The organism is Longimicrobium terrae (genome assembly GCF_014202995.1).
In the GTDB taxonomy this organism is placed as follows: Bacteria; Gemmatimonadota; Gemmatimonadetes; order Longimicrobiales; family Longimicrobiaceae; genus Longimicrobium; species Longimicrobium terrae.
Window position 1 is genome coordinate 32,685 of the sequence record NZ_JACHIA010000006.1, and the last position, 25,841, is coordinate 58,525.

At 69.3% G+C, this 25,841-nt stretch carries 20 protein-coding genes, 2 tRNA genes and 2 pseudogenes; 11 read left to right on the forward strand and 13 right to left on the reverse strand.

Annotated features, from left to right (window positions below):
- Window positions 1–185 precede the first annotated feature (185 nt).
- Window positions 186–335: a hypothetical protein gene (locus tag HNQ61_RS11875; protein ID WP_170033131.1), complete on the reverse strand. Its 150-nt coding sequence runs from the start codon at window positions 333–335 to the stop codon at window positions 186–188.
- 241 nt (window positions 336–576) lie between these two features.
- Here HNQ61_RS11875 and HNQ61_RS11880 point away from each other — a divergent pair, with 241 nt between their 5' ends.
- From HNQ61_RS11880 to HNQ61_RS11890, 3 genes are all read left to right on the forward strand, one after another.
- Window positions 577–1,548, forward strand: a complete 972-nt coding sequence (locus tag HNQ61_RS11880) for a winged helix-turn-helix domain-containing protein (protein ID WP_170033133.1) — start codon at window positions 577–579, stop codon at window positions 1,546–1,548.
- Window positions 1,545–2,102, forward strand: a complete 558-nt coding sequence (locus tag HNQ61_RS11885) for a DUF6036 family nucleotidyltransferase (protein WP_170033135.1) — start codon at window positions 1,545–1,547, stop codon at window positions 2,100–2,102. The genes HNQ61_RS11880 and HNQ61_RS11885 overlap by 4 nt, the downstream gene beginning before the upstream one ends.
- A 100-nt stretch (window positions 2,103–2,202) precedes the next feature.
- Window positions 2,203–3,054 (forward strand): PhzF family phenazine biosynthesis protein, encoded by an 852-nt coding sequence (locus tag HNQ61_RS11890; protein ID WP_170033137.1) that lies wholly within the window; start codon window positions 2,203–2,205, stop codon window positions 3,052–3,054.
- 436 nt (window positions 3,055–3,490) lie between these two features.
- On the opposite strand, the gene HNQ61_RS11895 is transcribed toward HNQ61_RS11890, so the two are convergent.
- On the reverse strand, window positions 3,491–5,209 hold the full coding sequence (locus HNQ61_RS11895; RefSeq protein WP_170033139.1) for a dipeptidyl-peptidase 3 family protein: 1,719 nt from the start codon (window positions 5,207–5,209) through the stop codon (window positions 3,491–3,493).
- Window positions 5,210–5,595: 386 nt separating this feature from the next.
- Between HNQ61_RS11895 and HNQ61_RS11900 the strand changes: the two genes are divergently transcribed.
- The 4 genes from HNQ61_RS11900 to HNQ61_RS11915 all read left to right on the forward strand — a co-directional run bounded on the left by HNQ61_RS11900 (window position 5,596) and on the right by HNQ61_RS11915 (window position 7,794).
- Entirely contained in the window at window positions 5,596–6,156 is a 561-nt protein-coding gene (locus tag HNQ61_RS11900; RefSeq protein ID WP_170033141.1) for a hypothetical protein, read from the forward strand.
- Between the two features lie 117 nt (window positions 6,157–6,273).
- The gene (locus tag HNQ61_RS11905) at window positions 6,274–7,638 is read left to right on the forward strand and encodes a hypothetical protein (protein WP_205761307.1); all 1,365 of its coding nucleotides are present in this window, start codon (window positions 6,274–6,276) and stop codon (window positions 7,636–7,638) included.
- Window positions 7,629–7,702: transfer RNA gene (locus tag HNQ61_RS11910), tRNA-Lys, on the forward strand. Before HNQ61_RS11905 ends, HNQ61_RS11910 begins: the two co-directional genes overlap by 10 nt.
- A 19-nt stretch (window positions 7,703–7,721) precedes the next feature.
- A tRNA-Pro gene (locus tag HNQ61_RS11915) sits at window positions 7,722–7,794 on the forward strand.
- Between the two features lie 274 nt (window positions 7,795–8,068).
- Here the strand turns inward: HNQ61_RS11915 and HNQ61_RS11920 are convergent.
- The 5 genes and pseudogenes from HNQ61_RS11920 to HNQ61_RS11935 all read right to left on the reverse strand — a co-directional run.
- Complete coding sequence (locus HNQ61_RS11920) at window positions 8,069–8,389, reverse strand: helix-turn-helix domain-containing protein (RefSeq protein WP_170033143.1); 321 nt, start codon at window positions 8,387–8,389, stop codon at window positions 8,069–8,071.
- A 561-nt stretch (window positions 8,390–8,950) separates the two neighbouring features.
- Window positions 8,951–10,078, reverse strand: a complete 1,128-nt coding sequence (locus HNQ61_RS11925; RefSeq protein WP_170033145.1) for an ATP-binding protein — start codon at window positions 10,076–10,078, stop codon at window positions 8,951–8,953.
- Window positions 10,075–10,527 carry a response regulator gene (locus HNQ61_RS11930; protein ID WP_170033147.1) on the reverse strand — a complete coding sequence of 151 codons (453 nt, stop codon included), beginning with the start codon at window positions 10,525–10,527 and terminating at the stop codon, window positions 10,075–10,077. Before HNQ61_RS11930 ends, HNQ61_RS11925 begins: the two co-directional genes overlap by 4 nt.
- Window positions 10,524–10,925, reverse strand: a pseudogene (locus tag HNQ61_RS29965) (sensor histidine kinase); the annotation flags it as partial. The gene HNQ61_RS11930 and the pseudogene HNQ61_RS29965, both read right to left, overlap by 4 nt.
- Before the next feature lie 81 nt (window positions 10,926–11,006).
- Window positions 11,007–12,170 (reverse strand): annotated as a pseudogene (locus tag HNQ61_RS11935) (sensor histidine kinase); the annotation flags it as partial.
- A 231-nt stretch (window positions 12,171–12,401) separates the two neighbouring features.
- Between HNQ61_RS11935 and HNQ61_RS11940 the strand changes: the two are divergent.
- Window positions 12,402–12,866 (forward strand): CBS domain-containing protein, encoded by a 465-nt coding sequence (locus HNQ61_RS11940; protein WP_170033149.1) that lies wholly within the window; start codon window positions 12,402–12,404, stop codon window positions 12,864–12,866.
- Between the two features lie 341 nt (window positions 12,867–13,207).
- On the opposite strand, the gene HNQ61_RS11945 is transcribed toward HNQ61_RS11940, so the two are convergent.
- From HNQ61_RS11945 to HNQ61_RS11965, 5 genes are all read right to left on the reverse strand, one after another.
- On the reverse strand, window positions 13,208–13,864 hold the full coding sequence (locus tag HNQ61_RS11945; protein WP_205761308.1) for a response regulator: 657 nt from the start codon (window positions 13,862–13,864) through the stop codon (window positions 13,208–13,210).
- 826 nt (window positions 13,865–14,690) lie between these two features.
- Entirely contained in the window at window positions 14,691–15,527 is an 837-nt protein-coding gene (locus HNQ61_RS11950; protein ID WP_205761309.1) for a DUF1206 domain-containing protein, read from the reverse strand.
- Between the two features lie 206 nt (window positions 15,528–15,733).
- Window positions 15,734–17,023 (reverse strand): L,D-transpeptidase, encoded by a 1,290-nt coding sequence (locus HNQ61_RS11955; protein ID WP_170033151.1) that lies wholly within the window; start codon window positions 17,021–17,023, stop codon window positions 15,734–15,736.
- Window positions 17,024–17,686: 663 nt separating this feature from the next.
- Window positions 17,687–18,856, reverse strand: a complete 1,170-nt coding sequence (glf, locus tag HNQ61_RS11960) for a UDP-galactopyranose mutase (RefSeq protein ID WP_170033153.1) — start codon at window positions 18,854–18,856, stop codon at window positions 17,687–17,689.
- A 1-nt stretch (window position 18,857) separates the two neighbouring features.
- Window positions 18,858–20,069 carry a glycosyltransferase gene (locus HNQ61_RS11965; protein WP_170033155.1) on the reverse strand — a complete coding sequence of 404 codons (1,212 nt, stop codon included), beginning with the start codon at window positions 20,067–20,069 and terminating at the stop codon, window positions 18,858–18,860.
- Window positions 20,070–20,585: 516 nt separating this feature from the next.
- Between HNQ61_RS11965 and HNQ61_RS11970 the strand changes: the two genes are divergently transcribed.
- From HNQ61_RS11970 to HNQ61_RS11980, 3 genes are all read left to right on the forward strand, one after another.
- A complete protein-coding gene (locus tag HNQ61_RS11970) occupies window positions 20,586–21,710 on the forward strand; it encodes a glycosyltransferase family 4 protein (protein WP_170033157.1) in 1,125 nt (374 codons plus the stop codon).
- 164 nt (window positions 21,711–21,874) lie between these two features.
- A complete protein-coding gene (locus HNQ61_RS11975; protein ID WP_170033159.1) occupies window positions 21,875–23,233 on the forward strand; it encodes a M16 family metallopeptidase in 1,359 nt (452 codons plus the stop codon).
- Between the two features lie 8 nt (window positions 23,234–23,241).
- The gene (locus HNQ61_RS11980; protein ID WP_170033161.1) at window positions 23,242–24,696 is read left to right on the forward strand and encodes an insulinase family protein; all 1,455 of its coding nucleotides are present in this window, start codon (window positions 23,242–23,244) and stop codon (window positions 24,694–24,696) included.
- A 267-nt stretch (window positions 24,697–24,963) separates the two neighbouring features.
- On the opposite strand, the gene HNQ61_RS11985 is transcribed toward HNQ61_RS11980, so the two are convergent.
- A complete protein-coding gene (locus tag HNQ61_RS11985; RefSeq protein WP_170033163.1) occupies window positions 24,964–25,515 on the reverse strand; it encodes a hypothetical protein in 552 nt (183 codons plus the stop codon).
- Window positions 25,516–25,841: the final 326 nt, after the last annotated feature.

Below are 25,841 nucleotides of genomic sequence, written 5' to 3' on the forward strand. Positions count from 1 at the left end.
CAACGCGCGCCCGCGCCGCTGCTTCCGCGGCTTCGAGGAAGCCGGAAGCGGCGCCGGAGCACGAGAAAAGGGCCGCACACGTGGATGTCGTGTACGGCCCTTTTCTGCCGCGACCTGCTCCGCGCCTTTGTTCCGCCGCCCGCGTCCCGGCACCTCATCTGCCGCGAAGACGGGACCGGGCGTGGTCAGCGGCGGTTGAGCAGGCTGTCGATGCGGTTCCATTCCTGGGTGAGGTCGGCGCGGTCGTCGGCCTCCATCTCATCGCCGCCTTCCTTCATCAGCTTCATCAGACGGTCGCGCCGCTGCTCCAGCTTTGCGCGTTCCGCGTCGGACATGGATGTCGGCTCTGCCACTGTGCACCTCTTCCGGTGGATGGGTGTCGTTCCCGCGCCCGCGAACGTGCATCCGCCCGCGGCCGGGATGATCTGAGGAGCGACATTCCGCAACGTGCGCGCGCAACCCATCCGCCGCAACCCGCGCGGCGCGCTTTCAGGGGTAAACTCCGGACTGGCCGGAATCCAAGAATAAGATACAATTAATATTGTAGTGTATAATTCAGCACCTGCTCCGGTTCCCATGCGCAACCCTAGAATCCCGCAATCGCACTTCACCGCCCCGCTGAACGAGATTCTGGGGACGGAGGCCAACGTGCGCGTGCTGCGTGAACTCTGCCGAGCGGATTCGCCGATGGCGCGTACCACCATCGCGGAGCGCGCCGGCCTCTCGCTTCCCGGCACGTCCGCCGCGGTCGCAAAGCTTCAGCGCAGCGGGATCGTGGAAGCGGTTGGCGCCGGAACGCGGCAGAGCTTCGGGTTCCGGCACGGCCACCCGCTCGCGCCCGCGCTGCGGACGCTGTTCCTGGCGGAAACTCTGCGCACGGACGCACTTCACGGTGAACTGCGTTCCTTGCTCGGCAGCCTGTCCTCAACGCCGCGCGCCGCATGGATCGTGGAAAGCGAGGCGCCGGACGAGCCGGGCGCGCCGCTGCGGCTGTCGGTGCTCGGTGCCGCGCGCGATCTTCCTGAACTTGCTTCCGCCATCCAGGGCGCGATCGGCGAACTGGGATCGCGCTACGACACCACCATCGAGGTGCGGGCGACGACTGAGGCAGACCTCGCGACTGCCAGCCCTGCGGAGCATGCGGTGATGCAAGGCGCAACGCCGGTCTTCGGTCCTCATCCCCTGACTTTTATTGATGGATCGGCGGACGCGCACCAGACCGCCGGGCCGAAGCGCGCGACCCACGCCGATCGTGATCACCAGGCGGCGCTCTCGGCGGCGTGGATCGCTGACCAGCTGAACCGCGACCCGTCGCTGCCAAAGCGCGCGCGCAACTGGCTCGTCCACCGCCTGCACGTGGCGTCTCCGCGGGAGGCCGCGGAACTGGACGATTGGCTGCACGTGCTGGAAAGCTCGTCCATCCCGCGCATTCAGCACCTGCTGCTGAGCCCGGGGGAGCGCGCCGTTCGCCTGCGGCAGAGCAACCCGTTCATCCCCGTACTTACAGACCGCGAGCGTGACCTGATGAGAAAGGCGGCCACCGGATGACGCGAAGCGAACTGGAGCACGCCATCCGCGCCGCGTGCGACGTCACGCGCGAGGAGGTGGTCATCGTCTTTGGATCGCAATCGATCCTTGGACAGTACCCGGACGCACCCGCCGATCTGCGCCAGTCGCTTGAAGCCGACATCGCGCCGGGCTCGGGCGATCCGGAAGCCGCGGATCGCATCGATGCCGCGCTCGGAGAAGATTCGCACTTCCATCGCACGCATGGCTTTTACGTGCACGGGCTTACCATCGACGCGGCCTGCCTGCCCAGAGGATGGGAGGCGCGCACCGTCTCCCTGCGGAACGCGGGAACCAATCAGATGGAGGGCCGGTGCATTGAGGCGCACGACCTTGCCGCGAGCAAGCTGGTGGCGTTCCGCGACAAGGACCGCGCATTTGTCCGTGTGCTGATTGCGGAAGGGCTGGTGCGGATCGCGAAGCTCAAGCTGTGGTTGAGCCAGTTGCAGAACCCGGCCACGGAGGTGGATCGGATGCTCCGCTGGGTCGACCTCACGGTGCGGGACTTGGGATCGGCGCTGACAGGAAACGAGTGATGCCGCCTGCACGGCAATCAGGAGCCAGTGCATGCGGTAGCGTGATCCGACTGCCTCCTCCTCCATCGACATCCAACTTCCGACCACCGAGGGCTGAGAGATGATTCGCCGATACCAGCAGGTGGACGTGTTTTCGCCGACGCCGTTTCTGGGGAACCCGCTTGCGGTGGTGCTGGATGGCGAGGGGCTTTCCACAGAGGAAATGGCGCGGATCTCCAGTTGGACGAACCTGTCGGAAACCACGTTTCTGCTTCCGCCCACCACGCCGGAAGCCGACTACCGCGTGCGCATCTTTTCGCTCGTGCGCGAGCTGCCGTTCGCGGGGCATCCCACGCTCGGAAGCTGCCACGCGTGGCTCACGGCCGGAGGCACGCCGCACAATCCCGGGCGCATCGTGCAGGAGTGCGGCGCGGGGCTGGTGCCCATCCGGCGCGGCGAGCACGGGCTGGCGTTCGCCGCGCCGCCGCTGCTGCGCTCCGGCCCGGTCGAGGAATCGTTCGTGGCGCTGGTGGCCGGGGTGCTGGGGATCAGCCGCGGCGAGATCATCGAGGCGCGGTGGGTGGACAACGGGCCGGGATGGGTGGGCGTGCTGCTGAAGGATGCCGACGCCCTTCTCGCGCTGGAGCCGGACTTTTCCGGATACGCGGGCGAAGGCAGCCTCGACATCGGCATCGTGGGGCTGTACCCGCCGGGCGCGGAGTGCGCGTACGAGGTGCGCGCCGTGTTCAGCGACGACCAGGGCGCCATGCGCGAGGACCCCGTCACCGGCAGCCTGAACGCGTCCGTCGCGCAGTGGCTGGTGGAGACGGGACGCGCCGCGCCGCCGTACACCGCCAGCCAGGGCACGCGCCTGGGCCGCACCGGCCGGCCGCGCATCGAGCGGGACGCGGACGGCACCATCTGGGTCGGCGGCCCGACGATCACCTGCATTTCAGGCCACATCGAAGCCTGATCGACTGGTGCCGGCGGACCATCCGGCGTAACGCCGTGATCGGCGGCAATTCTTGACTCCACGCACTCACGCCCATCGGCGCACTCGCGCCTGAACGCCGCACTCCCGGCTCACGCGCGCATCGGCGTGGGCCCGACGCGCGGAACCCGCCGCCACAGTCCACGAAGGTGGACTTCGTGCTTTTCCAGCCGCGAATTCATTCGCTCCTGGAGCGGCGACCGCGCCGATGTGGGTGAATACGCACAAAGCTCGAACTCACAGTCCGCGCAGGCGGACTTTGCGCCGTTGTTGCCGCGACTTCAGTCGCCCCAGCACCATCCACAACACGACAGGGGCGGAGCGCCATCGCGCCCCGCCCCTGCTCATCATCCACCCATCCGATCAACTCAGGCGATCATCCATCGGATCCGACCCGATCCCGATCGCGATTCGCCGATCAGAATCCCAGCACGCTGGCGCCCTGCTCGAAGACGACGTCCACCGGAATCCCGGCGTTGCCTACGCGGTTCAGATCGCCCTGGAGTTCGGCGTCGATGCGGCCGTAGCGCTCCATGAACGCCTGCACGCCGGCGTAGTCGCCCTCGCCCTGGTAGCGCAGGATCTGCTCGGAAAGCGCGTCCACCGCCTGCCGCATGCGCGCCGCATCCACGCGGTACGTGCCGCTGGCCGCGTCGCGAGAAAAGGCGCCGCGCTCCTTGAAGTAGTTGAAGCGCGCGATGTTGGCCCGGCCGTGCGCGCTGCTGGCGCCGAAGCGCACCGAGCGGAAGATGCTGGCCAGGAACGTCACGTAGTTGTCCGATACGTCGCCCCGCATCTCGCCCGTGTCCAGCAGCCGCGTTTCCATCCACAGCCCCAGCACGTCCGCCTTGCCTTCTTCCAGCGCGCTGGCCTGGTCGCGCAGCGCCTCGCGCACCGTGCCGCGGTTGTTGATGGTGTTCTTGATCCCCAGCCCGTGCGCCACCTCGTGGAACATGGTGTTGCCGAAGAACGCGTCGAACGTCACGTGCCGCCGCTGGTCCGGCGCGATCAGGATCCCGGCGATGGGTACGAGGATGCGGTCGAACTTGGCCTGCACCGCGTTGCGAAGCTGCAACCGGCGCGTACCCTTGGCCAGCTGCACCTCTTCGTCGTTGGGCAGGTTGATGGCGATGGTCTTGGAGCCGGCGTTGGCCTCGCCCGCGTAGTACACCACGTCGTACGCGTTCAGGTCGCTGTCCGTGCCCGGCGTCTCGCGCTTGAACTGCTCCGCCACGGGGAGCGCGCGCTGCAGCGAGGGAAGGAGCGCGGCGTAGCGCGACAGGCGCTGGCTCCACTCCTGGTCCTTGACCAGAACGTACGCCTCGTACGCCGCCTTGTAGCCGTACAGCGCGTCCTCGTACGTCTCGATGGGGCCGATGACGATGTCCAGCGGATTGGTCTTCATGTCCAGCCAGGCCAGGTCGCTGGGCTGGTAGTTGTCCGTCAGCAGGGCGTCGGCGCGCAGTTCCAGGTAGCGGCGCAGGCCGGCGTCGTCCGCCAGCGCGGCGGCCTGGCGCAGATAGCCCGCGGCGCGCTGCATCTGCGGCGCGAACGCCACGTGGTACGGCACCGCCGTCAGCCGCCCGCCCGGCCCGCGGCGCACCAGCGTGTACAGGCTCTTGAGCGAGTCCGCGCGCGCGCCGCCCGCCGCCACCTGCGCGTCGAACTCCGTCTTGGTCATCCCGGCGGGATACAGGTTGCTCCCCTCCGGCTTGGCGCCGAAGCCCGGGACGAAGGGCGCGTTGTTGGCGATGCGGTCCCACGGGCCGTAGTTGATTTCGGCGTAGCGCCGCAGCCGCGGATCGGGGATGGAGGCCAGCAGCGAATCCAGGTTGCCGTACGTCTGCATGCGGAAGACGCCATCCATCTCCCGCGCGGCCTGAATCAGCAGCGGAACCATCTGCCGCTGGCGGGCGCTCAGCGGCAGGTCGGTGGTGAGCCGCACCGAGGTGTACTGCGCCAGCTTGGCGTCGATGGAGTCGCGCATGGCCACCGTGGTGCCCGACGGCGCGCCGGTGGAGGGCGCGCCGGCAGGAAGGGTCGCGGTGCCGGTGGTCGTGGCCCCGGGCTGCACGGCGGGCGCGCAGGCCGCCAGCGCGCCCGCGGCCAGGGCCGCGCAGGAAAGTCGAAGCGTCATGGGAGTCTTGGAAAAGGTGTCCGCTCTTCTGTGGCCGCCACGATACGCCGCCTCCCCTGCCCCGGCAAGCGACGGGTATAAAAAGGTGCGGCGGAGGATGACGATCGCCGCGCCCGTCTCCGCCCTTTCTCGCCGCGTCCCGTGTGGAAGGCTGTCCATCATCTCCCGCCACGCGCGTTCTGATCGGTCGTCCGCGCGCGACGCATCGGCAGAGGACGTTCCCGCGCGACGTCCGCGGATTGTCCGTCCACGGCGTCTCCGCCGGGATCGATCGGCATTCTGTCCGCCGTACCCGTTGCGGCCGGAGTGATCATCCGTGATCGTGGATGATGGCCGCGCGGCAGCGGACCGCCTGCCGCGCGACGCCCCGCCGTCTTTGATCTATCATGATCTACGCTCTTCGATCCATCCTGATGGCGGCGGCCCTCGTGCTGTGCGGCTGCGGCCGGGCGGCAGATCCGCACGATGCCGCGTTCGGAAAGGTGTTCGCCCAGGACGTGCGGCTCGGGATGCGCCTGTCCCAGGTGCGGGAGCGCGTTCCCGGCGTGGCGTTCGCTCCCTACGCAGGGTATCTGGATACGCTGCAACCACTTCCCTACGGAATGAAGCAGCGGCTGCTGCGATTCGGCGACGCCGGTGAAGAGTTTCAGTCCCGCGATCCGGGGCGCCTTGAATTCGTGAGCCTGAGCGCGGATTCCGTGGACGCGCGGGCGCTGCTCGCGCAGCTCATGCGGGAGTTCGGGCCTCCCGACGCCCGGGGGTGCAGCCACCAGGTGGTGGACGTCCATGTCTGGAAAGGAAGGCGCACGGGCGTCTACATGACCTCGCTTGCGCGGACGAAAACACGCTCCCACGTTCAACTGGCCTACCACCGCGTCTCATGGGAGGATGTTCTGAACCCGGCTCCCCTGGATTCGCCCTGCGATCACTCGCGCGAGCCACGGTAGGCCGCGCCTCATCGATCGCGCGGCTCTGGCGGCAAAGGATCAAATCGCCTGACGCCTCGTATCCGCCCGAATTTCCGCTTCGCGTCATCCCACGCACACCTTCATCGAGAACCGACCGTGTCCGACTCGCCGACCGCTGAACGCACGCCGATGCGCGCCCTGTACGAATCGCTGAGTGCGCGCCGCCGGCCGGAGGACGTCGCCGAAACGATCCGCGAGGTGCTCGGCGACCGGCTCTCTCCGGCGGAAGCAGCGACGCTGGAGACGGCCGCACGCGGATCACTGAAGCGGGTGGTCTTCGGCTATACCTCCATGCTGGAGGAGTTTGCGCGGCCGGTGGGGCTCAACCGCCAGATCGCCCGCGCGCGCGCGCTGTTCGACGTCGCTCACCCGCTGAGCGACGATCTGTGCGCCGAGCCCGGGGCGGTGGAGGGGTTCGTCCGCGAAGTCGGGGAGCAGATCGGGGTGTCGTTCGGCGCCACGGACTTCAGGGACAACCGCCTGCCGTCCAAGGACCGGGCGGCGCTCGGAATTGACCTTTCCCGCCGCGGCTACAACAAGCGCTTCCGGCTGGTGGGGCGGATGGAGGCCAAGCTGGCGACCCTCATCCGCGAGCTCACGAAGCGCGAACTGCAGATCGTGGGAAAGTCGGGGCTCGCTTCGCGCCTGTCGTGGGAGGAGTTCTCGGCGGACGAGGACGCGGCGTGCTTCGCGGCCTACTACACGGCGCGCCGCAACCTGCGCTCCGAGTTCACCATCCAGGGCCAGCAGCAGGCATACGACAACGTCGCGGAAATGCTGCTTCAGCGCTGCATGCGCAATCCGGGCGCGAACTGGTGGGTCGTGGCGCACGCGTACCCGCGCGCGCACGTCTTCAGCCGGCTCTCCGGCGAGCAGGCCGGCCAGTTGCTGGGGCGGTGGTTCTCCATCCTGCAGGAGGTCGCGGGTCTGCTGGCCGAGCTGTGGTCCGCGTCCACGATCAACCGCGCCACGATGGTGGTTGCGCGCGGCAACGACTTCACGACGTGGAACAACACGGCCGGCGCGTGGAACACCGCGCGCGACAACTGGATCGGGCTGCTGTACGCGCTGGGGATGGAAGACCTGCTTGACCGCACGCTGCCGGGAAAGGCGATGCGGCTGATTGCGGGGGACGTGGCGGCGTGGCACCAGCATTCCGGCTCGGCGCCGGACCCCAACCTGGCCGTGTGGAACGAGCTGCCACTGCCGTGGGAGGTGCTGGCGGGGGATGCGGAGTGCACGCGCGCCACGGTGCTGGCGGCATGCGAGAGGCACGGGGTTGATGCCGAAAAGACCGGGTGGACGGCGCCGCGGCCGCAGGGCTACGCGGCGGCCTTCCGCCCCACGCCCGAGCTGGTGCACGGGGTGACGGTGGCCAACCCGTTTCTGGCTGGATTTCTGAAGCGGCTCGGTTATTATTCGGGGAAGCCGAAAGGCGCGGCGACAGATGCTTCGATGTAGCTCAGCGTGGTAGAGCGCCCGGCTCTTAACCGGGTGGACCCTGGTTCGACCCCAGGTATCGAAGCACGCATGCGGAGGCGGTTCCGGTGTAGCTCAGCGTGGTAGAGCGATCGGCACGGGCCCGATTGGACGCTGGTTCAACCCCAGCCACCGGCGCCGCCCCCGCATGCGGTCCGCCGCACGGCAGCAGGATTCCGCGGGTCGGTTAAAGAGCGAGGGGCGCCGTCCGGCGCCCCTCGCTTCTGTTGTCATCCCACCCGTCTGCCGAGCAGCTCGCGAATCTGCCGTGTGTTCTGCGCGGGCACGCCGGCCGCTTTCGCAAAGCGGGGCCAGCCATCCACCGCTTCACGAACGCGCGAAGTAGGTCCGCCCGCGATCACTGGCGAGCGTTCCTACGGCCACCTCCGCATCCCCCCAGTTCAGCCGCACATCAAGGTTCTGCAAGGCGCCGCCTTCCCCGCTGACGGGTCATGGGCTCGCTGCGAGCCGCGAGTTCCGCCAGAGAACGGGCCGGCGGCAACGTGAACAGCTGGTCGAAACCCGAACGCGCGTCCAATACCACGGCAATCTTGAGCAGCCGGTCGAAGGCGATCCGTCCCGTGCGCTCGAAGCGGCGGTACGTGGCCAGCGTGACTCCCGCACGGTCCGCCAGTTCCTGCTGCGTCCATCCGCGATTCAGCCGCAGTTCGCGGACACGCGCCGCGACCAGCCGCGTGATCTCGTTGGGCGTTCTTAGCTCAACAGGCAACATGTGGACCCTCCGGGGATGGATGACGGCCTAAGTGATAATATAAGCTACCGTAGATTACGATACCACCACATCGTGTATGGGCGCGTCGGAGCGGATACTCCTCAGGCAGACCCGCACGAGCCGCGGATTGAACCCGCACCATAGCACGTCCCAACCGCGCCCCACACGGGGTGCGGCGCCTTCCTGACGGGGCGGCGATCGCGGCGGGAGACGGTCTCAACCGCCCTCACGCGGCGGACGGTTCGCGGTGGCAGGCGAGGTGTTCACCCGTGAGCGGAATCCGTTGAGCGGATGATCCGCCTCTCTACCAGCGGGAAGCGCTGGCGCGTGCGGTTCGGCTTAAACCGCACTCTGGCTCCGCGACGATCTGGGGTGTGCTCCCTCTCCCACATCCGTTCGTGGGAGAGGGTCGTCGTGCGCAGCACGCGGGGTGAGGGCCACAGCCGGCGACGCGCATTAAAGCCAGTCACCCGGAACTGATCATCCGCAGAAACGCAGAAACCCCGCGCCGGTGCTCCGCGCGGGGTTTCTCAGCGATGGCGGAAACTGCGGTCCCGGGGCTCAGGCGCGGGGGATGGTGAACGAGAAGACGGCGCCAGCGCCGGGCTCGCTCCGCACCTCCATCTCCCCGCCGTGCGCCTGCACGATCCCGCGCGCGATCGCCAGCCCCAGCCCCGCGCCCGCCCGCCGCGTGCTGCGCGCCTGCCAGAACCGGTCAAACACCTGCGCCAGGTGCTCCGCGGGAATCCCCGGTCCGGTATCCGCCACGGACACGCGCACCATCTCCCCCTCCTCCGCCGCGCTCACAGTGATGCGCCCGCCCGCCGGCGTGAACTTGGCCGCGTTCCCCATCAGGTTGAAAAGCACCTGGTGCAGCCGCTCGCGGTCCACCCACAGCGGCGCAAGCTCCGGCGGAATCGCGATCTCCAGCGCCAGCCCCTTCTCCGCCGCCGTCTCCGACACGGCTTCCGCCACGTCGCGCACCACCTCCTCCAACGCCACCTCGTCCGGCTCGAACGACAGGCGCCCCGCCTCGATCGCCGCCACGTCCAGCAAGTCCTGCCGCAGCCGGTCCATCTGCCCCGTCAGGTGGCGGATGGCCTGCGTGCGTTTGCGCGCCTCGTCCTGCGCGGGATCGGCGGAAAGGGTGCGCTCCAGCACCATCGCATGGATCTTCACCGCGCTCAACGAATTGCCGATGTCGTGCGCCACGATGCGCAGCACCTCGTCGCGCGCCCGTACGGCGGCCTCGGCGGCGGCGCGGGCCTCCTGCTCGTTGCGCAGCAGAAGGGCGCGCTCACCCTCCAACCGCTTGCGCTGCATGGCGTAACGGATGGCGCGGGCCAGCGTGGCGCCATCCACCGATCCCTTCACCAGGTAGTCCTGCGCCCCCGCCTGCACAGCGTGCACGGCCACCGTTTCGTCCGCCAGCCCGCTCAGCACGATGATGGGGAGCGCGGGCGCGGCGGCCAGCATGCGCTCCACCGTCTCGATGCCGTGCGCGTCGGGAAGGGAAAGGTCCAGCAGCACCACGTCCGTCGCGCCGCCCTCCAGCGCGCGCAGCCCGGCGGCCAGCGTTTCCGCGTGCGACAGCGCGAAATCCAGCGAATGCGCCTCCCGCAGCGATTCGCGCAGCAGCCGCGCGTCGCCCGGATTGTCTTCCACCAGCAGGATGCGGACGGCGCTCACGCCCGGTGCTCCGGGGGCAGCTTCACGATGGTGAACCAGAAGTCCTCGATGGACTTGACCACGGTGATGAACTGGTCCAGGTCCACCGGCTTGGTGATATAGCAGTTGGCGTGAAGTGCGTATGCCTGGGCGATGTCGCGTTCCGCCTGCGAACTGGTGAGAATCACCACCGGAATGCTGCGCAGCGCCGGATCGCCCTTGATCTCCTCCAGCACCTCGCGCCCGTCCTTCTTGGGAAGATTGAGGTCCAGCAGGATCACGTCCGGCCGCGGCGCGTCCGCGTAGCGCCCTTCCCGCCGCAGAAAGGCCAGCGCCTCCACCCCGTCCGGCGCCACGGACAGGTTGTTCCGCACCTTGCCCTCCTTGAGCGCCTCGCGCGTCAGCCGCACGTCGCCGGGGTTGTCTTCCACCAGCAGTACTTCGATGGGAAGCGATTCCATGCGCGTCATTCCGCTTCGGACGTGGCGGGAAGAGTGAAGGAGAAGACCGAACCGCCGTCCGGGGCGCTTTCCACCCAGATGCGCCCGCCGTGGCGTTCCACGATCTTCTTGCAGATGCTCAGGCCAATGCCCGTGCCCGGGTACTCGGCGCGCGTGTGCAGGCGCTGAAAGATGACGAAGATGCGCTGCGCGTATTCCGGCGCGATGCCGATGCCGTTGTCGCGCACGCGGATGACCCATTCCGCCCCGTTCCGCTCCGCGCCCACGTGCACCCGCGGCGGCGCGTCTCCGTGGAACTTGACGGCGTTGGCCACCAGGTTCTGCAGCACCTGCCCGAGCTGCACTGCGTCCCCGGTCACGACGGGAAGTGTGTCCGCCGTCACCTGCGCGCCGCTTTCCTCAATCGCCTGCCCCAGCCCGTCCAGCGTGCGCGCGAGCACCGCGTTCAGGTCCGTGCGGTCCATCGTTCCGCCGCGGCTGCCCACGCGCGAATAGGCCAGCAGATCGCTGATCAGCGCCTGCATGCGCTGCACGCCGTCCACCGCGTAGCCGATGAACTCGTGCGCGTCCTCATCCAGCCGGCCGCCGTAGCGGCGGGCCAGCAGCTGCGTGTAGCTGGCCACCATCCGCAGCGGCTCCTGCAGATCGTGCGAAGCCACGTAGGCAAACTGCTCCAGCTCCGCGTTGGACCGCGCCAGTTCCTCCGCTTGGCGGGCCAGCGCCTCCTCCGCCTCCACGCGCTCGGTGACGTCGCGAAGTACGGCGGTGTAGATCCGTTGTCCGCCCACTTCGATCTTGCTGATGGACGCGTCGGCGGGAAACACCTCACCCGTCTTGCGCCGCCCACTGATCTGTCCGCGCTCCCCCATCCGCCGCGCCGCCACCGGCGACTCGCCAAACCCCCGCACCTGCGCCGCGTGCGCGGCGCGAAAGGCGTCGGGCAGCAGCATCTCCAGCGGCTGCCCCATCACCTCGTCCACCGCGTAGCCGAAGGTGTTTTCCGCGCCCTGGTTGAAGAAGGTGATGCGCTGCTCCTCATCCACCGAAACGATGGCGTCGGAGGAGATGGAGATGATGCCGGCGAACTTGGCCTCCGACAGGCGCAGCGCCGCCTCCGCGCGCGCCCGCTCGATCACGCGCCCCACCTGCGCGCCCACGGCCACCATCGCGTCCAGCAGCGCGGGGCGCGGCATCAGCGGCTGCTCGCTGAAGAACTCCAGCACCCCCGCGGTTTCCTGCCCCACGCGCACGGGGAACGCGGCCGCCGCGCGGATCCCCGCCCCGGCCGCGGCGGCGCCCACCGCGCCCGGCAGGTTCGCCACGTCCTCCATCCACGCGGGCTGGCCCGTCCGCGCCACGTGGCCGGCCAGCCCACCCTCTTCTGCCACCGGTGTGTCGCGCAGCGCGGTGCGGAACCGCTCAAGACGCGCCGCATCCGTGCAGTGCCACACGTCCGCGGCGGCCAGCGCGCCGCCGGGCTGTACCATCAGTGCATGGCCGGCGCGCCACCCGGTGTGCTCGCAGACGGCGGCCAGGCAGGTGCGCAGCGCGCCCTCCAGGCTGGTGGATTCGTTCGCGGCGACGGCCACTACCTGCAGCAGCCGCACCAGCGCGGGGTCCAGCGGCGAAGCCGGTTCCGGAGACGATGACATTCGGATGGGCGGTGGCGAAAAGGTGAACCGAAAAGCTAAACCGGGGCGAGGCAGGCGGATAGAGGCGCGCGGCGGACAGGCGCCGGGGCGGATGGCGGCGGCGGGCGCGGGTTCCTCCCCACACGGTCCCCGGCGGGCTCCCGGCTCCGCGGACGGACGCGGTCCGCCACCTTGTGATCAGCAGCGGCGGGCATGCGGTCCGCGCACGAGTGGCGGGAGAAGGCAGGCGAGATGAACGCGATGACCGCGCGGGCACTGCGGGCGGGCCGCGTCCGCGACGTGATGCAGATGCAGATGGTGACCGTCGTTCCCGAGATGACGGTACGCGAACTCGCGCAGACGCTGCTGGATTCCGGCATCCGCTCCGCGCCGGTGCTGGATCCCGCGGGCAAGGTGCTGGGCTTGGCCACGCAGGCGGACGTTACGCGCATGGCGTTCGGCGCGGACCGTGCCCTCGTTCTCGTGGAGGGCGACGATTCGCGATCGGACGAGGACGAGCGGACCGCGGCACGCGCGGATGTGCTGCGGGTGCGCGACGTGATGGGTCCCGTTGGCGACACCGTCGGCTCAGACGAGCCGCTGGCGGAGGTGGTGCGCCGGTTTCTGCGCGGGCGGGTGAATCAGCTGCTGGTGGTGGATCACGGGATGCTGCTCGGGATCGTCACGCCGGTGGACGTGCTCGGCCAGGTGCTCTGACCGTCATCGTTGAGCTGTCGAGATGCGCGTCTTCTTCCCTGTTGGATGAGCTTCGCTGAGCTGTCGGGATAAGCATCGGTGATTGATGACGTTCATCTGATCGCGTCTGTAGATCTCGTCGGATGGGCGAGCTCCGAGGCGACCGAAGTCGCGGCAACAACGGCGCAAAGTCCACCTTCGTGGACTGCGGCGGCGGGCCGTCGAGTGACAGCACGGGTCGGCGTGGCGGAAGGTTGGGAGATGTCGCGGAGGCCTTCCGGCCGTCGAGAATAGAGAACGGGGCGCCGCGCATCGGTTTGCGCAGCGCCCCGTTTTCCGTCATCCACCGACCCTGAATCGCGTCAGTTGGTCTTGAGCATCCCCGTTTCCAGCGCGAGGCGCACGAGTTCGGCGCGGTGTGAAAGGCCGAGCTTCTGCATCATGCGGGCGCGGTACGTGTCGACGGTCTTGGGGGAGAGAAACAGCTTCTTGCCCACCTCGGCGGAGCTGTAGCCCTCGGCCGTCAGGGTGAGCACCTCGCGCTCGCGGTCGCTCAGCTTGGCCAGCGGGCCGGGGTTCTGCGGCTCGCGGGCCTGCTGGTACTTGCTCAGCAGAACCCGCGTGGCGCTGGGATACAGAAACACCTCGCCTCCCGCCACCGTGCGGATCGCCTGCAGCAGATCCACGTCCGCGCTCGTCTTGCGCACGAAGCCGCTGGCGCCCGCCTCAAGCACCGGCACCAGGTACTCTTCTTCCGTCTGAGACGTCAACACCAGCACGTGCGTTTCCAGCGCGAGCGCGGCGATGCGGCGCGTGGCCTCCAGCCCGTCCATCTCCGGCATGGCAAGGTCCATCACCACCACGTCGGGGCGCAGAAGGCGGGTCTTTTCCACCGCTTCCTCCCCGGTTCCGGCCTGTCCCACCACTTCCACGTCGTCCTCCAGCGCGAGCAGCGCCTCGAGGCCGCTGCGGAGCACCGCGTGGTCGTCCGCCAGCAGCACGCGGATTCTGGTCGACATGATGTTGCTCCTGTCTTTGTGATTTCCCGTCACCGCATGACCAGCGTGACGCCGCGGCGCCAATTTTCCCCGGCGGGCATGGGGATGATGAACCGCAACTCGCTATCCACGCGGCCATCAGCCGCTTCCTGCCATCGCCGGCACCGCTGACGCGGGGTCGCTTCCCCGACAAAGCTAATCGCCCGCCGCCGACGCGTGTGTCGGGAAACAGCCTACGCCGCCGACGGGCGCCGCACGCGAACGGGGTGGGTTGATGGGAGCATCGACAGTTACGTTGATGAGATCGGGTAGGACGGGCGGGCTTCACGGCGGCCCCCACCCGGGCCGGCACCACCGGCCCACCCTCCCCCAAAAAAGACTGGGGGAGGGTTGGGCGGGGCGGATGGTTCGGTGCAGGCGATGGAGATGGGCAGGGCGGCGGGTATCGGGAGCGAATGAATCCGCCGCTCCAACAGCGGGAACCCCGACACCCGGCCGCTGGCGCGTCCGGTTCGGGGCTTCAACTGCCACGCAGCGTGCCAGTCGCGGTGTACTCCGCCCCGCGCTGAGGTCTCCCCCTCTCCCGCTTGCGGGAGAGGGGGCCGGGGGGAGAGGGGTGCCCGCGGCCGAGCCAAACCATCCGAAACGAGATGAGTCGCAGTTCCCCTCTCCGTGCGTCTGTTTGCACGGGGAGAGGGCCGGGTAGAGGGGGCCTCTCCAACCGCGCGGCACTCTCCCGAGTACCGCCAGCAGCAGTACAGCGCCGCCCGCCGGGAAATCAGAACGACGAAAACCCCGACACGTCGCACGCAGGCGTCGTGTCGGGGCTCCGTTCCTCCGCCGGCGGTCAGGCGGGCTGGATGCGGCGGTAGCGCGCGTTCAGAAACTGCGTCACGCCGAAGCCGATCAATCCCAGCGCCACCAGTCCCAGCACCCACGGGCCATACGCCGTGCCGTGCAGAGCCTCCAGCGCGCCATCCATCCCGCGCGATTCGCCGGGATTGCGGTGCAGCGCGGCCTGGACCAGAAAAAAGCCCATCACCACGAACACCACACCGCGCGCCGCCAGCCCCGCGCGCGCCGCGGCGATCGCCGCCTGCCGCGTGTTGGACTCCAGGCGCGACAGGTCCAGCCGCTTGTCCAACTCCGCCTTCCACGCGTGGATCAACTGCTGGACGCCGAACCCCGCGATGATCAGTCCGGCGAGCGCCACCAGCCACTGCCCGCCGGGCGCATCCATCACCTTTGCCGTCAGCGAAGTGGCGCCGTTGCCGCCCCCGCCGGACGTGGACGACATGGCCATCCGCGCCGCGGAGATCGCCAGCCCCGTGTGGATGACCGCGCTCACGGCGAACGCGGCGCGCTTTCCGGCGCCGTCGCCCTCCGGATTCATCGTCGCCGCCACGAAGCGCCACAACGCGTATCCCAGCAGCCCCAGCGCCACGATCCCCAGCATGAACTTGCCGCCCGGCCGGCTCAGGATTTCCGCGAACACGCCGCGCTGGTCCGTCACGCCGCGCTTTCCCAGTGCCGCCTGCCCCGCGATGATCCCCAGGATCACGTAGACCGCACCGCGCGCCGCGTACCCGATGCGCGCCAGCCGCTCCACCCAGGGCGCGGCCTCCCGCGCCGCGCTGCGTGCCGCCGCGCCCGCCTGCCCCGCCATCCCGTTCATCTGCGCCATGCGCCCCCTCACCCGGTGTGTCCACCCACGTTCCCCGGGCCGCGATCAAGCAAGAACGGTGACAGGCTCCGGGAGGCGCACGCCTGCTACACCACCCGTCATCAGCCGAACGGATTCGGGGGATGACGATCCGCATCGGTGAAGCAGAAGGAGCCCCCTCCGTCCAGCGGAGAGGGCTCCTTGTCGATGATGATGATCCGCGGCGGCTACTCGCGGGCGCGGACGGCCAGGCCGTGGCGGGTGCGGTATGCGTTCTCCGCGGACTGCAGCGCGTCCCATGTGCGCTGGTCGGCGCGGCGGACGGCGGTGCGCGGGGCGCGGCGCGTGGGCCACGGCGCCGAGGCCGCGTTCATGTCGCCCGGGTACAGCGCCAGCGAGCCCTCCACGATGGCGGCCGATGCGCGGTCGCGGCTCGCGCGGTCCAGGCGGCTCATCGCCGAGAGGGTGCGCAGCGGCCCCTGCGCGTACGCGTCCGTCACGTAGGTGGCGTACTCATCGCGCAGCGCGCCCGAACCCATCCGTGCGTAGCGGGTGATCAGCCCGGCCAGCGCGGCCTCGTCCTCATCCTTTACGCCACGGAACAGCAGAACGCTCGCCGTCTGGTGCCAGCGTGATTCCGCGCCGCTCACGGCCGCAGCGGTGAACAGCTCCTCATCCAGCCTGCCCAGCAGCGCGTCCGTATCTTCGCGCTCCATCTCCACGATCCACGGATCGCGCGGCGGCGGGCCGGTGCGGTCGCCGCGGCGCGACGGGGTGGATGCGGCGCGGCGCGCGGGCGCGGGCTGCGGATCGCGCCCGCCCACCAGGATGATCTCCGTCCCCACCTGCACGTTGTGAAACAGGCGAAGCGCGTCCTCGTTGCTCAGCCGGATGCAGCCGTGCGACACGCGCTGCCCCAGCAGTTCCGGCTTGTCGGTTCCATGGATTGCCAGCCCTTGGCCGATGTACACCGCGGCCGCGCCCAGCCCGCGGGTAAAGCGGCGCGCGGAGGCGTTGGCGGCCGGCACGCGCAGCCCGTTCTCCACGAAGTACCAGTCGGGGGCGATCCAGTCCGGCTCGCGCTCCTTGTACGCCACGTGAAACGCGCCGTTGGGCGTGGCGAAGTCCCACTCGCCGCGGTCGTGCTCCACGCGCAGGCCGGTTCCGGTGGCCACCGGGGCGGACCAGAGCGCGCGCCGGCCCTTGGCGAAGTACAGCTGGTTGGCGTCCAGGTCCACCACCACCGCGTAGCCGCCGCGGTCCATGGCGGCCGAGCGTACGCGGGCCAGCGGGTTGCGGGCCTGCGTGCGCGGCGCGGCGGCCGGGCGCGTGTCCGCCGGGGTACGCGCCGGAGCGCGGCCCGTCGCGGGAGGACGCGCGGCGGGTGCGCGGCCCGTTGTCGCCGGGGTGCGCGTGCCGGGGCGCGTCTGCGCGTCCAGCGCGGCGGCGGACGACGTGCCGGCGGCCGTCACCAGCAGGGCAGCCGCGGCGGCGCGGCGAAGGAGATGCGTTTTCATTGATCCTGCGGGACTGCGGGAAATCAGCGATCGATCATCATCAAAGCAATGGACGTACCCGCGCGCGCACCGCGGAGTTTCGGACGGAGTGGATGGTGAAAGGCGAGCGAATCGATTCGGGGCAGATGGCGGGCTTCACGGGCGGCCCCCACCCGGGCCGGCACCACCGGCCCACCCTCCCCCAAAAAAGACTGGGGGAGGGTTGGGGCGGGCGGAGAGATCGGTTCTGGGAGGCGGATTAGGGTGCAGCCGCGAGTCTCTGGAGCGAATGAATCCGCTGCTCAAACAGCGGGAACCCCCGACACCGGCTGCTGGCGCATCCGGTTCGGGGCTTCAACTGCCTCCGGATCGCGGAAACAAGCCGCAGGCCGGCGCCCATGATGAGGTCTCCCTTTCTCCCGCGGAGCGGGGGAGAGGGCCGGGGAGAGGGGGCCTCTCCAACGCACGGCACCATCCGAAACGAACCGTCCCGCCGTTCTCCCCTCTCCGCGCTTCTGCGTCGGCCGGGAGGCCGGGAGGGGAGCGGGGAGGGGCCTCCCGCCGGAGGACCGCACCAAGCCCGAGGAACGCGCCGACATCATCCCCCTGAAAGCACGACACCCGCCGCGCGAATCTCGCGCGGCGGGTCCCGTTGGTTTACCGACGTTCATCGACCGGAAGCGCTCAGTCGCCCGCGGAGCCGGCGAGGGGCTGGTCGGCGATGGCGCGGCGGGCGGTAACGGACGGCGGGCGGCCCGGCACCTTGGTCCCCATGATCTTGCGGAACGTGGTCAGCGCCTGCGCCACCACCTGGTCCATGTTGTAGTACCGGTACGTAGCCAAGCGCCCCACGAACCACACGCCCTCCGTCTCGTCCGCAAGCTCCTTGTAGCGGCGGTACAGTTCCGCGTTTTCCGGCCGCGGTACCGGATAGTACGGGTCGCCCTCGTCGCCCGGGTACTCGAATACGATGCTCGTACGCGGATGCTGCTGCCCCGTCAGGTACTTGAACTCGGTGCAGCGCGTGTACGGATGCTCGTTGGGATAGTTGACCACCGGCGCCGTCTGGTGCCACTCGGTGTTGACCGTCTCGTGGCGGAAGGTGAGCGACCGGTACGGCAGCTTTCCGAAGCGGCAGTCGAAGTACTCATCCACCGGCCCGGTGTAGATCACCTCGCCGTACGGAATCAGCCCCTCGACCTCCCGGTAGTCCGTGTTCAGCATCACCTTGATGTTGGGATGCGAAAGCATGTTCTCGAACATGCGGGTGTAGCCGTGCAGCGGCATGGCCTGGTACGTATCCAGAAAGTACCGGTCGTCGCGGTTGGTGCGCGTGGGCACTCGCGCGGTGACCTGCGCGTCCAGCTCCGACGGGTCCATCCCCCACTGCTTGCGCGTGTAGTTGCGAAAGAATTTTTCGTACAGCTCGCGCCCCACCTTGCTCACCACCACGTCCTCGGAGGTGACGATCTCCTCCCGCGGCTCGGCGACGGAGCGAAAGAACTCGTCCAGCTCAAAGCTGGTGAGCGAGAGCCCGTAGAGTGCGTTGATGGTGTCCAGGTTGATGGGCATGGGCACCAGCATGCCGTCCACGCTGGCGCGCACGCGGTGTTCGTACGGGCGCCACTCGGTAAAGCGGCTCAGGTACTCCCACACCTCGCGCGCGTTGGTGTGAAAGATGTGCGGCCCGTAGCGGTGGACGAGGATGCCGTCGTCGTTGTAATGGTCGTACGCGTTGCCGCCGATGTGGTTGCGCTTGTCCACCACCAGCACGCGCTTGCCCGCGCCCACGGCCAGCCGCTCCGCCAGCACGCTGCCGGCGAACCCGGCGCCTACGATCAGATAATCGAACATCTCAGTCCCCCGCCGCCGCCGCGAGCCCGCTCTCCTGCTCCACCCCATCGGCGGACGCATCCCACTCCCTGCCTTCCGCGGCGCCGTCCAGCAGCGCGCGCATCTCGTGATACGTCTGGTCCCACGAACTGCGGGCGAGGGCGCGATCCACCCGTTCCAGCCACGCCTCGCGCTCCGCGCCGTCCATCTCCAGCAGCGATTCGATGGCGCGCACCCAGGCGTCCGCGTCCGCGGCGATGCGCACCATGGCGTCGCGCGCCCAGGTGCGCTCCACGTCCACGATGGGCGACGACACCACGGGGCGGCCGGCGGCCAGGTACTCCGGCGTCTTGGTGGGGCTGATGAAGCGCGTGGATTCGTTGATGGCAAAGAAGAGCGCCGCCACGTCCCACCCGGCCAGGTACTCGGGAAGCTCGCCGTACGACTTGCCGCCCAGGTAGTGGATGTTCTCCGCCTTCGGGAGCGCGTCCTCGTCGATCTTCACCACGGGCCCGATGAGCACCAGCTGCCACTCGGGCCGTGCCGCGGCGATGTCGCGCACCAGCTCCGGATCGAACCGTTCGTCCAGCACGCCGAAGAAGCCGATGCGCGGATGCGCGATCCCCGCCTGGTCCGCCGGATCGGCATCCTTCAATCCCCGCGCGCGGCCGAAGTGCGCCGTGTCGATGCTGCTGGGAAAGAGGTGGACGGAGGGATGGCGGCCGTGCTTGGCCTCGTACAGGCTGGGCCCGCCGGTAAACACCAGGTCCGCGCGCCGCAGCAGCTCCGCCTCGCGCTCCAGCAGTTCCGGTGGCGCGTAGAGAAAGGCCGAAAGCTCGTCCATGCAGTCGTAGACCGTGGCCAGCGGCGACAGGTGCCCCGCGAAGCCGAGCGCCATGGGCGTGTAGAACCAGGCCACGTGCGCCCCGATCCCCTGCTCGTCCATGAAGGCGTCCAGCAGCACGCGCTGCGCGGCGTCGTTGGCTTCCGGATCGCGCCACGGCAGGTGCGGAATCACCACCGTCAGCCCGTCGGCGCGCGGGCTTACGTCCAGCCAGGCCTCGCCGGTGTCGTAGACCGGCTCTTCCCAGTAGAACACGCGCCGTTCCCGGGCAAACCGGCTCAGCAGGTGCTGCGGCCGCTGGGTGACGAAATCCCAGCGCAGGTGCGAAAAGCAGAGCAGGTCAGAGCTGGATGGGCGATCGCCGGAAGGGCCGGTGGAAGCCTTCTGCATGCGTGGTCTTGGGGCCGGGGGCGCGTGCGGCCGGGGCCGGAATGGCAGGGTCGCCGCTCCGCTCGTCCGCAGACTGGAGGGTGGGCGCGAGGCAAGCGGTGTGCCCCCACTGTCACTGTGCACAAGGTTTGTACGCCTCGTGTTCCGCGCCCGCCCATCTGACGCCAGCGCACGTACATAATCCGTCGAAAGGAACTGCCGTTTCACACGGAGGTCACGGAGGAGACACGGAGGTCACGGAGGAAAAGAAGAAAGGAGAGCCTCACGCAGAGCAGCAGAGAAGCAGAGAACAAATCAAAGCATTGTTGATGTTGTTCTTGCTCTTCCTCTGCTGCTCTGCGTGATCTTTTCTGTTGCTGTTCCTCCGTGACCTCCGTGCATCCTCCGTGACCTCCGTGTGAAACGGCAGTTCCCAGGCTTTCCCGCGCACCAGGCCCGGCCACGCGCACGAATGGCGGCGCGTGGCGCGGTGTCTGCGGCAGGGCGCGGCCCGGACATCTCTCTCACACGGACGGAATGCACCCCCACGTCTGCCTCATCACCGACAGCCTGGAGCCCTCGGGCGTCGGGCGGCACATGCTCACGCTGGCCCGCGCGCTGCGCCGCACGCACCGGGTCTCGCTCGTCTGCCCGCCCTCCGCGGAAGGCGACCGGCTGCTCGCGCGCGCCGCGGCGGCGGGGATCAACGCGGCCGCCATCACCGTCCGCGCCGCGTGGGACGAACAGCCCTTCGCCGAGTGGATGCGGTCGAACGATGTCGGCCTGCTGCACGTGCACGCGGGCGTCGGCTGGGAGGGGCACCACGCGGTGTACACGGGGCCGCTCGCCGGCATTCCCGTCATCCGCACGGAGCACCTGCCCTACGTCATCACCGACGACAAGCAGAGGGGTGAGCACGCCGCCGTCGCCGCCCGCTGCGCCCGCATCATCTGCGTATCGCGCGCGGCGCGGGACAGCTACGCCGCGGCCGGCTTTCCGCCCCGCGTGCTGCGCGTGGTCCACAACGGCATCGCGCGTCCCCGCCCCCCGCGACGCTCGGCGGACGAGATGCGGGCGGAGCTGGATCTGCCGGCGGACGCGCGCATTCTGCTGACCGTGGCGCGCTTCACCGAGCAGAAGGGGCACGCGCACCTGATGGACGCCGTCCCCGCGATCATGGCCGCGGAGCCGCGCGCCCGCTTCGTGTGGGTGGGCGATGGCCCGCTGCGCGCCTCGATGGAAGAGAGCGCGAGGCGGATGGGGATCAGCGACGCGGTGCGGATCACGGGATCGCGCGACGACGTGCCGGAACTGATGGGCGCGGCGGAGCTGTGCATCCTGCCCTCGCTGTTCGAGGGATTGCCCCTGGTCGCGCTGGAGGCGATGGCGGCGGGGGTGCCGGTGATCGGCACGGACGTGTGCGGGACGGCGGAGGCCGTGCGCGAGGGGCGGACGGGGCGTCTTGTGCCCGCGGGGGACGCGAGCGCGCTGGCGCGGGCGATCGGCGGCGCGCTGGCGGATCCGGCCGCGCTGGCGCGATGGAGCCGCGCGGGACGGGCCAGAGTGCGGGGCCGGTTTACGGCGGAACGGATGGCCGCGCGCACCGCCATCATCTACCGCGCCGCGCTCGCGGAGCACGCGCCCCTGGCCGGGCGGGCTTGATCGCACACGCATCCCGCCCCAACTTGTTTTTCTCCCCGCGATCTCCGTCCGCCACCGGTCTCTCATGATCCGGCTGTGGACGGAGACGGGCGGGACATCCGCCGCGCCCACGGGCCCCGCCGGTTCTCGGCGCGCCCGCCGCGGCTCACTCCGATGGAGGCTGCATGATTCCATCCCCCGTCCGCGGGCTCGCGGCGGCGCTCGTGCTGATGGGCGCCGCGACTTCCGCGGCCGCCCAGAGCGCGTCGTCCGTCAACTTCCCCTTTGAGACGTACCGGCTGGAGAACGGCCTGCGCGTCGTGCTGGCGCCGGACCGCAACACGCCCGTCGTCGCCGTCAACCTCTGGTACGACGTCGGCAGCCGGAACGAGCGGCAGGGCCGCACCGGCTTTGCCCACCTCTTCGAGCACATGATGTTCGAGGGCTCGGCCAACGCGCCCAAGGGCGACCACTCGCGCCTGCTGCAGGGCGCCGGCGCCACCGGGCTCAACGCGTCCACCGCCGAAGACCGCACCAACTACTACCAGGTCGTGCCGCCCAACCGGCTCAACCTGGCGCTGTGGCTGGAAAGCGACCGCATGCGCTCGCTCAAGGTCGAGCCCGCGCAGCTCGCCAACCAGCAGGAAATCGTCAAGGAAGAGCGGCGCCTGCGGGTGGACAACGCCCCGTACACCCGCTCGCTGCTGGCCGCCACCTCCACCGGCCTGTACAGCACCGAAGGCTGCTTTCCGTACGCGCATGAGGTCATCGGCAGCATGGATGACCTGAACGCCGCGCGCATTGAAGACGTGCAGCAGTTCTTTCGCACCTACTACGCGCCCAACAACGCCACCCTGACGCTGGTCGGCGACTTTGATCCGGCGGCGGCGCGGCAGATGGTGCAGCAGTACTTCGGCGGCATTCCGCGGGTGGAAACGCCGCCCCGCCCGGAGTGTCCGCAGCCGTTCTCGGGGCTGCCCCGGCGCGACACCATCAGCGATCCCAACGCCACCCTCCCCGCCTTCATGGCGGCATACGGCTCGGTGGCCGTGGGCGACAAGGACAGCTACGCGCTGGACCTGCTGAGCGTCATCCTGGGCGGCGGGCGCAGTTCGCGGCTCAACCAGCGGCTGGTGCGCACGGAGCGCGCGGCCGCCTTCGCCGTCACGCAGTCCGACACGCGCCGCGGCCCGGGCGTCTTTCTGGTGCACGTGCGCGCCAACCCCGGCGTGGACGCCGCCCGTCTGGAAACGATCACGGACGAGGAAATCGCCCGCATCGTCCGCGAAGGCGTGACCGAGGCGGAGCTTTCCCGCGCCCGCAACCAGTACCGCGCGCGGTTCGTCCGCACCCTGCAGACGGCCATGGGCAAGGCCGAAACGCTGCAGCGCTACGCCCTGTACTTTGATGATCCGGCCGCGCTGCGCACCGACCTGGACCGCTACCTGGCGGTGTCCGTGGCCGACGTGAACCGTGTGGCGCGCCAGTACCTCACCCCGCAGAACCGCGCGGTGGTGATCACCCTCCCCGGCCGCACCCAGTGAGGACCTCCGTGACGACATCCATGATGCACCGCGCGGCCGCGCTGGCGATCGTCCTGGCGGGGACGGCGCTGCCCGCCGCCGCGCAGCAGACCACGCCGCCGCCGGCGCTTCCGGCGCGGCCCATCCAGTTTCCGCCGTTCACGGAGCGCACGCTTCCCAACGGCATGCGGCTGCTGGTGGTGGAAAACCACTCGCTTCCGCTGGTGAACCTGGATCTGTACATCCGCTCCGGCACCGGCGCGGACCCCGCGCAGCGGCTGGGCACGGCCTCCATCGTCGCGTCCATGCTGGACAAGGGAACGGCCACGCGCAGCGCCACGCAGATCGCCGAGCAGGTGGAGGGCGTCGGCGGGGTGCTGGGTGCAGGCGCGGACCAGGACAACCTGACCGTGTCCGCCAGCATGCTGAGCGACCAGCTGCAGATGGCGTTCGAGCTGCTGAGCGACGTGGCGCTGCACCCGGCGTTCGCCGAGCAGGAGCTGCAGACGGTGCGGGCGCAGCAGCTGGCCGGGCTTCGCGCGGCGCAGGGCAACTCCGGCTACCTGGCCAGCCGCACCTTCGAGGAGCGGCTGTTCGGCGCCCAGCATCCGTACGGGCGGCGCGCCACCCCGGCCTCGGTGACGGCCATCACCCGTGAGGACCTGGCCGCGTGGCACCGCAGGCACTTCGTTCCCGCCAACGCCATGCTCGTGGTCTCCGGCGACGTGACGCCGGCGCGGGCGGAGCAGATGGCCCGCGCGGCGTTCGGCGCGTGGACCGGCGGCGCGGCCCCGACGGACACCTTTCCCGTCCCGCCGGCGCACGAGCGCGCGGAGATTCTGCTGGTGAACCGTCCCGGCTCGGTGCAGAGCTCCATCCTGGTGGGCAATCCGGGGCTGTCCGCGAACAGCCCGGACTACTACGCCGCACAGGTGCTCAACATGATCTTGGGCGCCAGCGGCGAGTCGCGGCTGGAGCGCGTCCTTCGCGGCGAGCACGGGTGGACGTACAGCTCGCGTTCGCGCTACGCCCGTCTGCTGGGCGGCGGCGACTATCGCGCAAACACCGAGGTGCGCACGGCGGTGACGGACAGCGCGCTTTCGGAGCTGGTGACGCAGCTGCGCCGCATCCGCGACGAGGCCGTGCCGCAGGCGGAGCTGGACCAGGCCAAGAGCTTCCTGGTTTCGTCGTTCCCCAACACGCTCGAGACGTCGGGGCAGGTGGCGGGACGCATTGCCGGGGCGCGGCTGCTGGGGCTGCCCGCGTCGTCGGTGACGGAGTATCCGCAGCGCATCGCGGCCGTAACGGCGGCGGACGTGCAGCGGGTAGCGCGCCAGTACCTGAACCCCGATCGCGCCACCATCGTGGTGGTGGGCGACGCGACGCAGATTCTGGAGCGGGTTCGCGCGATCGCTCCAGTCACCGTTCTGGACCTGGAAGGCAATCCGGTGGATGCCGCCACCATCCGTCCCGCCGCGAACTGAGCCGGAGCCTCACGCATAGCAGCAGAGACGCAGAGGAACTGACAACTAAAAGGCATCACACAGAGTTAACGAAGTCAACAGTGAAGCCGTTACGTACTCCGCTGACTCTGATCACTCTGTGTGAGCCCGATCAGTTCTTCTTTTCCTCTCTGCTCCTCTGCTGCTCTGCGTAAGATCGTCCTTTGGGTTCGTGGATGGATGAACGAAAGCCCCGGCGAGACGGTCTCGCCGGGGCTTTCAATTTCTCGGATGCGGGATCAGCCGCGATCAGCGATGGCTGGTGCCCCACTGGCGGTGAAAGGCGTCGTGCGTGGCCTTGCACTCGCTGCGAACCTGCACCTGCCAGCGAAGGTTGGTGGGGTTCTGCGCCAGGCGCTGCTGGCACTGGCGGTCGTGCGAGTAATGAAAATCGCGGTGCGCCTGATCGTACGACGTGCCGTTCTCGTATCGCCGGTCCGTGGACGGATAGCGCGTGGAGGGAAGGCGCGACGCCGGGTTGCGCGTGGACGATCCAGCGCGGCTGCTGGAGCGGCCGGAGCCGTATCCGCAGTTTTCCACCGTGTTGTGCGGATTTCCCTGCCCCTGGCACCACCCCGGCGGCACGTTGCGGCGGCGCTCAAAGCGCGGCTCTTCGCGGCCCCGGCGGTCGTCGCGGCGATCGTAATCGTCGTCGTCCCGATCGCGGTCACGAGTGCGGTCCTGCTGGCCGTGGCTCTGCGCGTTGCCGTGGCCCCGGCCCTTCTGCGCCTCCGCCGGCGAGGCGGACACAACCGCGGCCAGAGCCAGCGCGAGCGGCAGAGAAAACCTGGTGAACTTCATCTGTGGTGCTCCTGTTCGGTGATCAACCCGCTTCCGAATCTCGAGCAGCTGACGGGCAACGAGGGTGCCAAGTCACTGTCCATCAAAATGTTAGCGCGGTCGCTGGGAAACAGGTGAATGCAACCGTATCAGCGGCGATCCGGTGTCTCCGGGTGGGGACGCGGGTGTGTGGGGGCGAGGGGACACACAGACAGGGAATGGGGAATGGGGAATGGGGAATAGGGAATAGGGAATAGGGCGACAGGAGATAGGGAGCAGGGAGGCCAGCGAGGCTTGGGGTGGAGAGCGGCGAGAAGCTTCGCCGGAGGGAGCGGAGTCCGGCGCCG

Excerpts from the sequence above, each read along its gene's own strand:
- HNQ61_RS11875 (WP_170033131.1), bottom strand. The coding sequence starts at position 335 with ATGTCCGACGCGGAACGCGCAAAGCTGGAGCAGCGGCGCGACCGTCTG.
- HNQ61_RS11880 (WP_170033133.1), top strand. The coding sequence starts at position 577 with ATGCGCAACCCTAGAATCCCGCAATCGCACTTCACCGCCCCGCTGAAC.
- HNQ61_RS11885 (WP_170033135.1), top strand. The coding sequence starts at position 1,545 with ATGACGCGAAGCGAACTGGAGCACGCCATCCGCGCCGCGTGCGACGTC.
- HNQ61_RS11890 (WP_170033137.1), top strand. The coding sequence starts at position 2,203 with ATGATTCGCCGATACCAGCAGGTGGACGTGTTTTCGCCGACGCCGTTT.
- HNQ61_RS11895 (WP_170033139.1), bottom strand. The coding sequence starts at position 5,209 with ATGACGCTTCGACTTTCCTGCGCGGCCCTGGCCGCGGGCGCGCTGGCG.
- HNQ61_RS11900 (WP_170033141.1), top strand. The coding sequence starts at position 5,596 with ATGATCTACGCTCTTCGATCCATCCTGATGGCGGCGGCCCTCGTGCTG.
- HNQ61_RS11920 (WP_170033143.1), bottom strand. The coding sequence starts at position 8,389 with ATGTTGCCTGTTGAGCTAAGAACGCCCAACGAGATCACGCGGCTGGTC.
- HNQ61_RS11930 (WP_170033147.1), bottom strand. The coding sequence starts at position 10,527 with ATGACGCGCATGGAATCGCTTCCCATCGAAGTACTGCTGGTGGAAGAC.
- HNQ61_RS11940 (WP_170033149.1), top strand. The coding sequence starts at position 12,402 with ATGAACGCGATGACCGCGCGGGCACTGCGGGCGGGCCGCGTCCGCGAC.
- HNQ61_RS11945 (WP_205761308.1), bottom strand. The coding sequence starts at position 13,864 with ATGTCGACCAGAATCCGCGTGCTGCTGGCGGACGACCACGCGGTGCTC.
- HNQ61_RS11950 (WP_205761309.1), bottom strand. The coding sequence starts at position 15,527 with ATGGCGCAGATGAACGGGATGGCGGGGCAGGCGGGCGCGGCGGCACGC.
- HNQ61_RS11955 (WP_170033151.1), bottom strand. The coding sequence starts at position 17,023 with ATGAAAACGCATCTCCTTCGCCGCGCCGCCGCGGCTGCCCTGCTGGTG.
- glf (WP_170033153.1), bottom strand. The coding sequence starts at position 18,856 with ATGTTCGATTATCTGATCGTAGGCGCCGGGTTCGCCGGCAGCGTGCTG.
- HNQ61_RS11965 (WP_170033155.1), bottom strand. The coding sequence starts at position 20,069 with ATGCAGAAGGCTTCCACCGGCCCTTCCGGCGATCGCCCATCCAGCTCT.
- HNQ61_RS11970 (WP_170033157.1), top strand. The coding sequence starts at position 20,586 with ATGCACCCCCACGTCTGCCTCATCACCGACAGCCTGGAGCCCTCGGGC.
- HNQ61_RS11975 (WP_170033159.1), top strand. The coding sequence starts at position 21,875 with ATGATTCCATCCCCCGTCCGCGGGCTCGCGGCGGCGCTCGTGCTGATG.
- HNQ61_RS11985 (WP_170033163.1), bottom strand. The coding sequence starts at position 25,515 with ATGAAGTTCACCAGGTTTTCTCTGCCGCTCGCGCTGGCTCTGGCCGCG.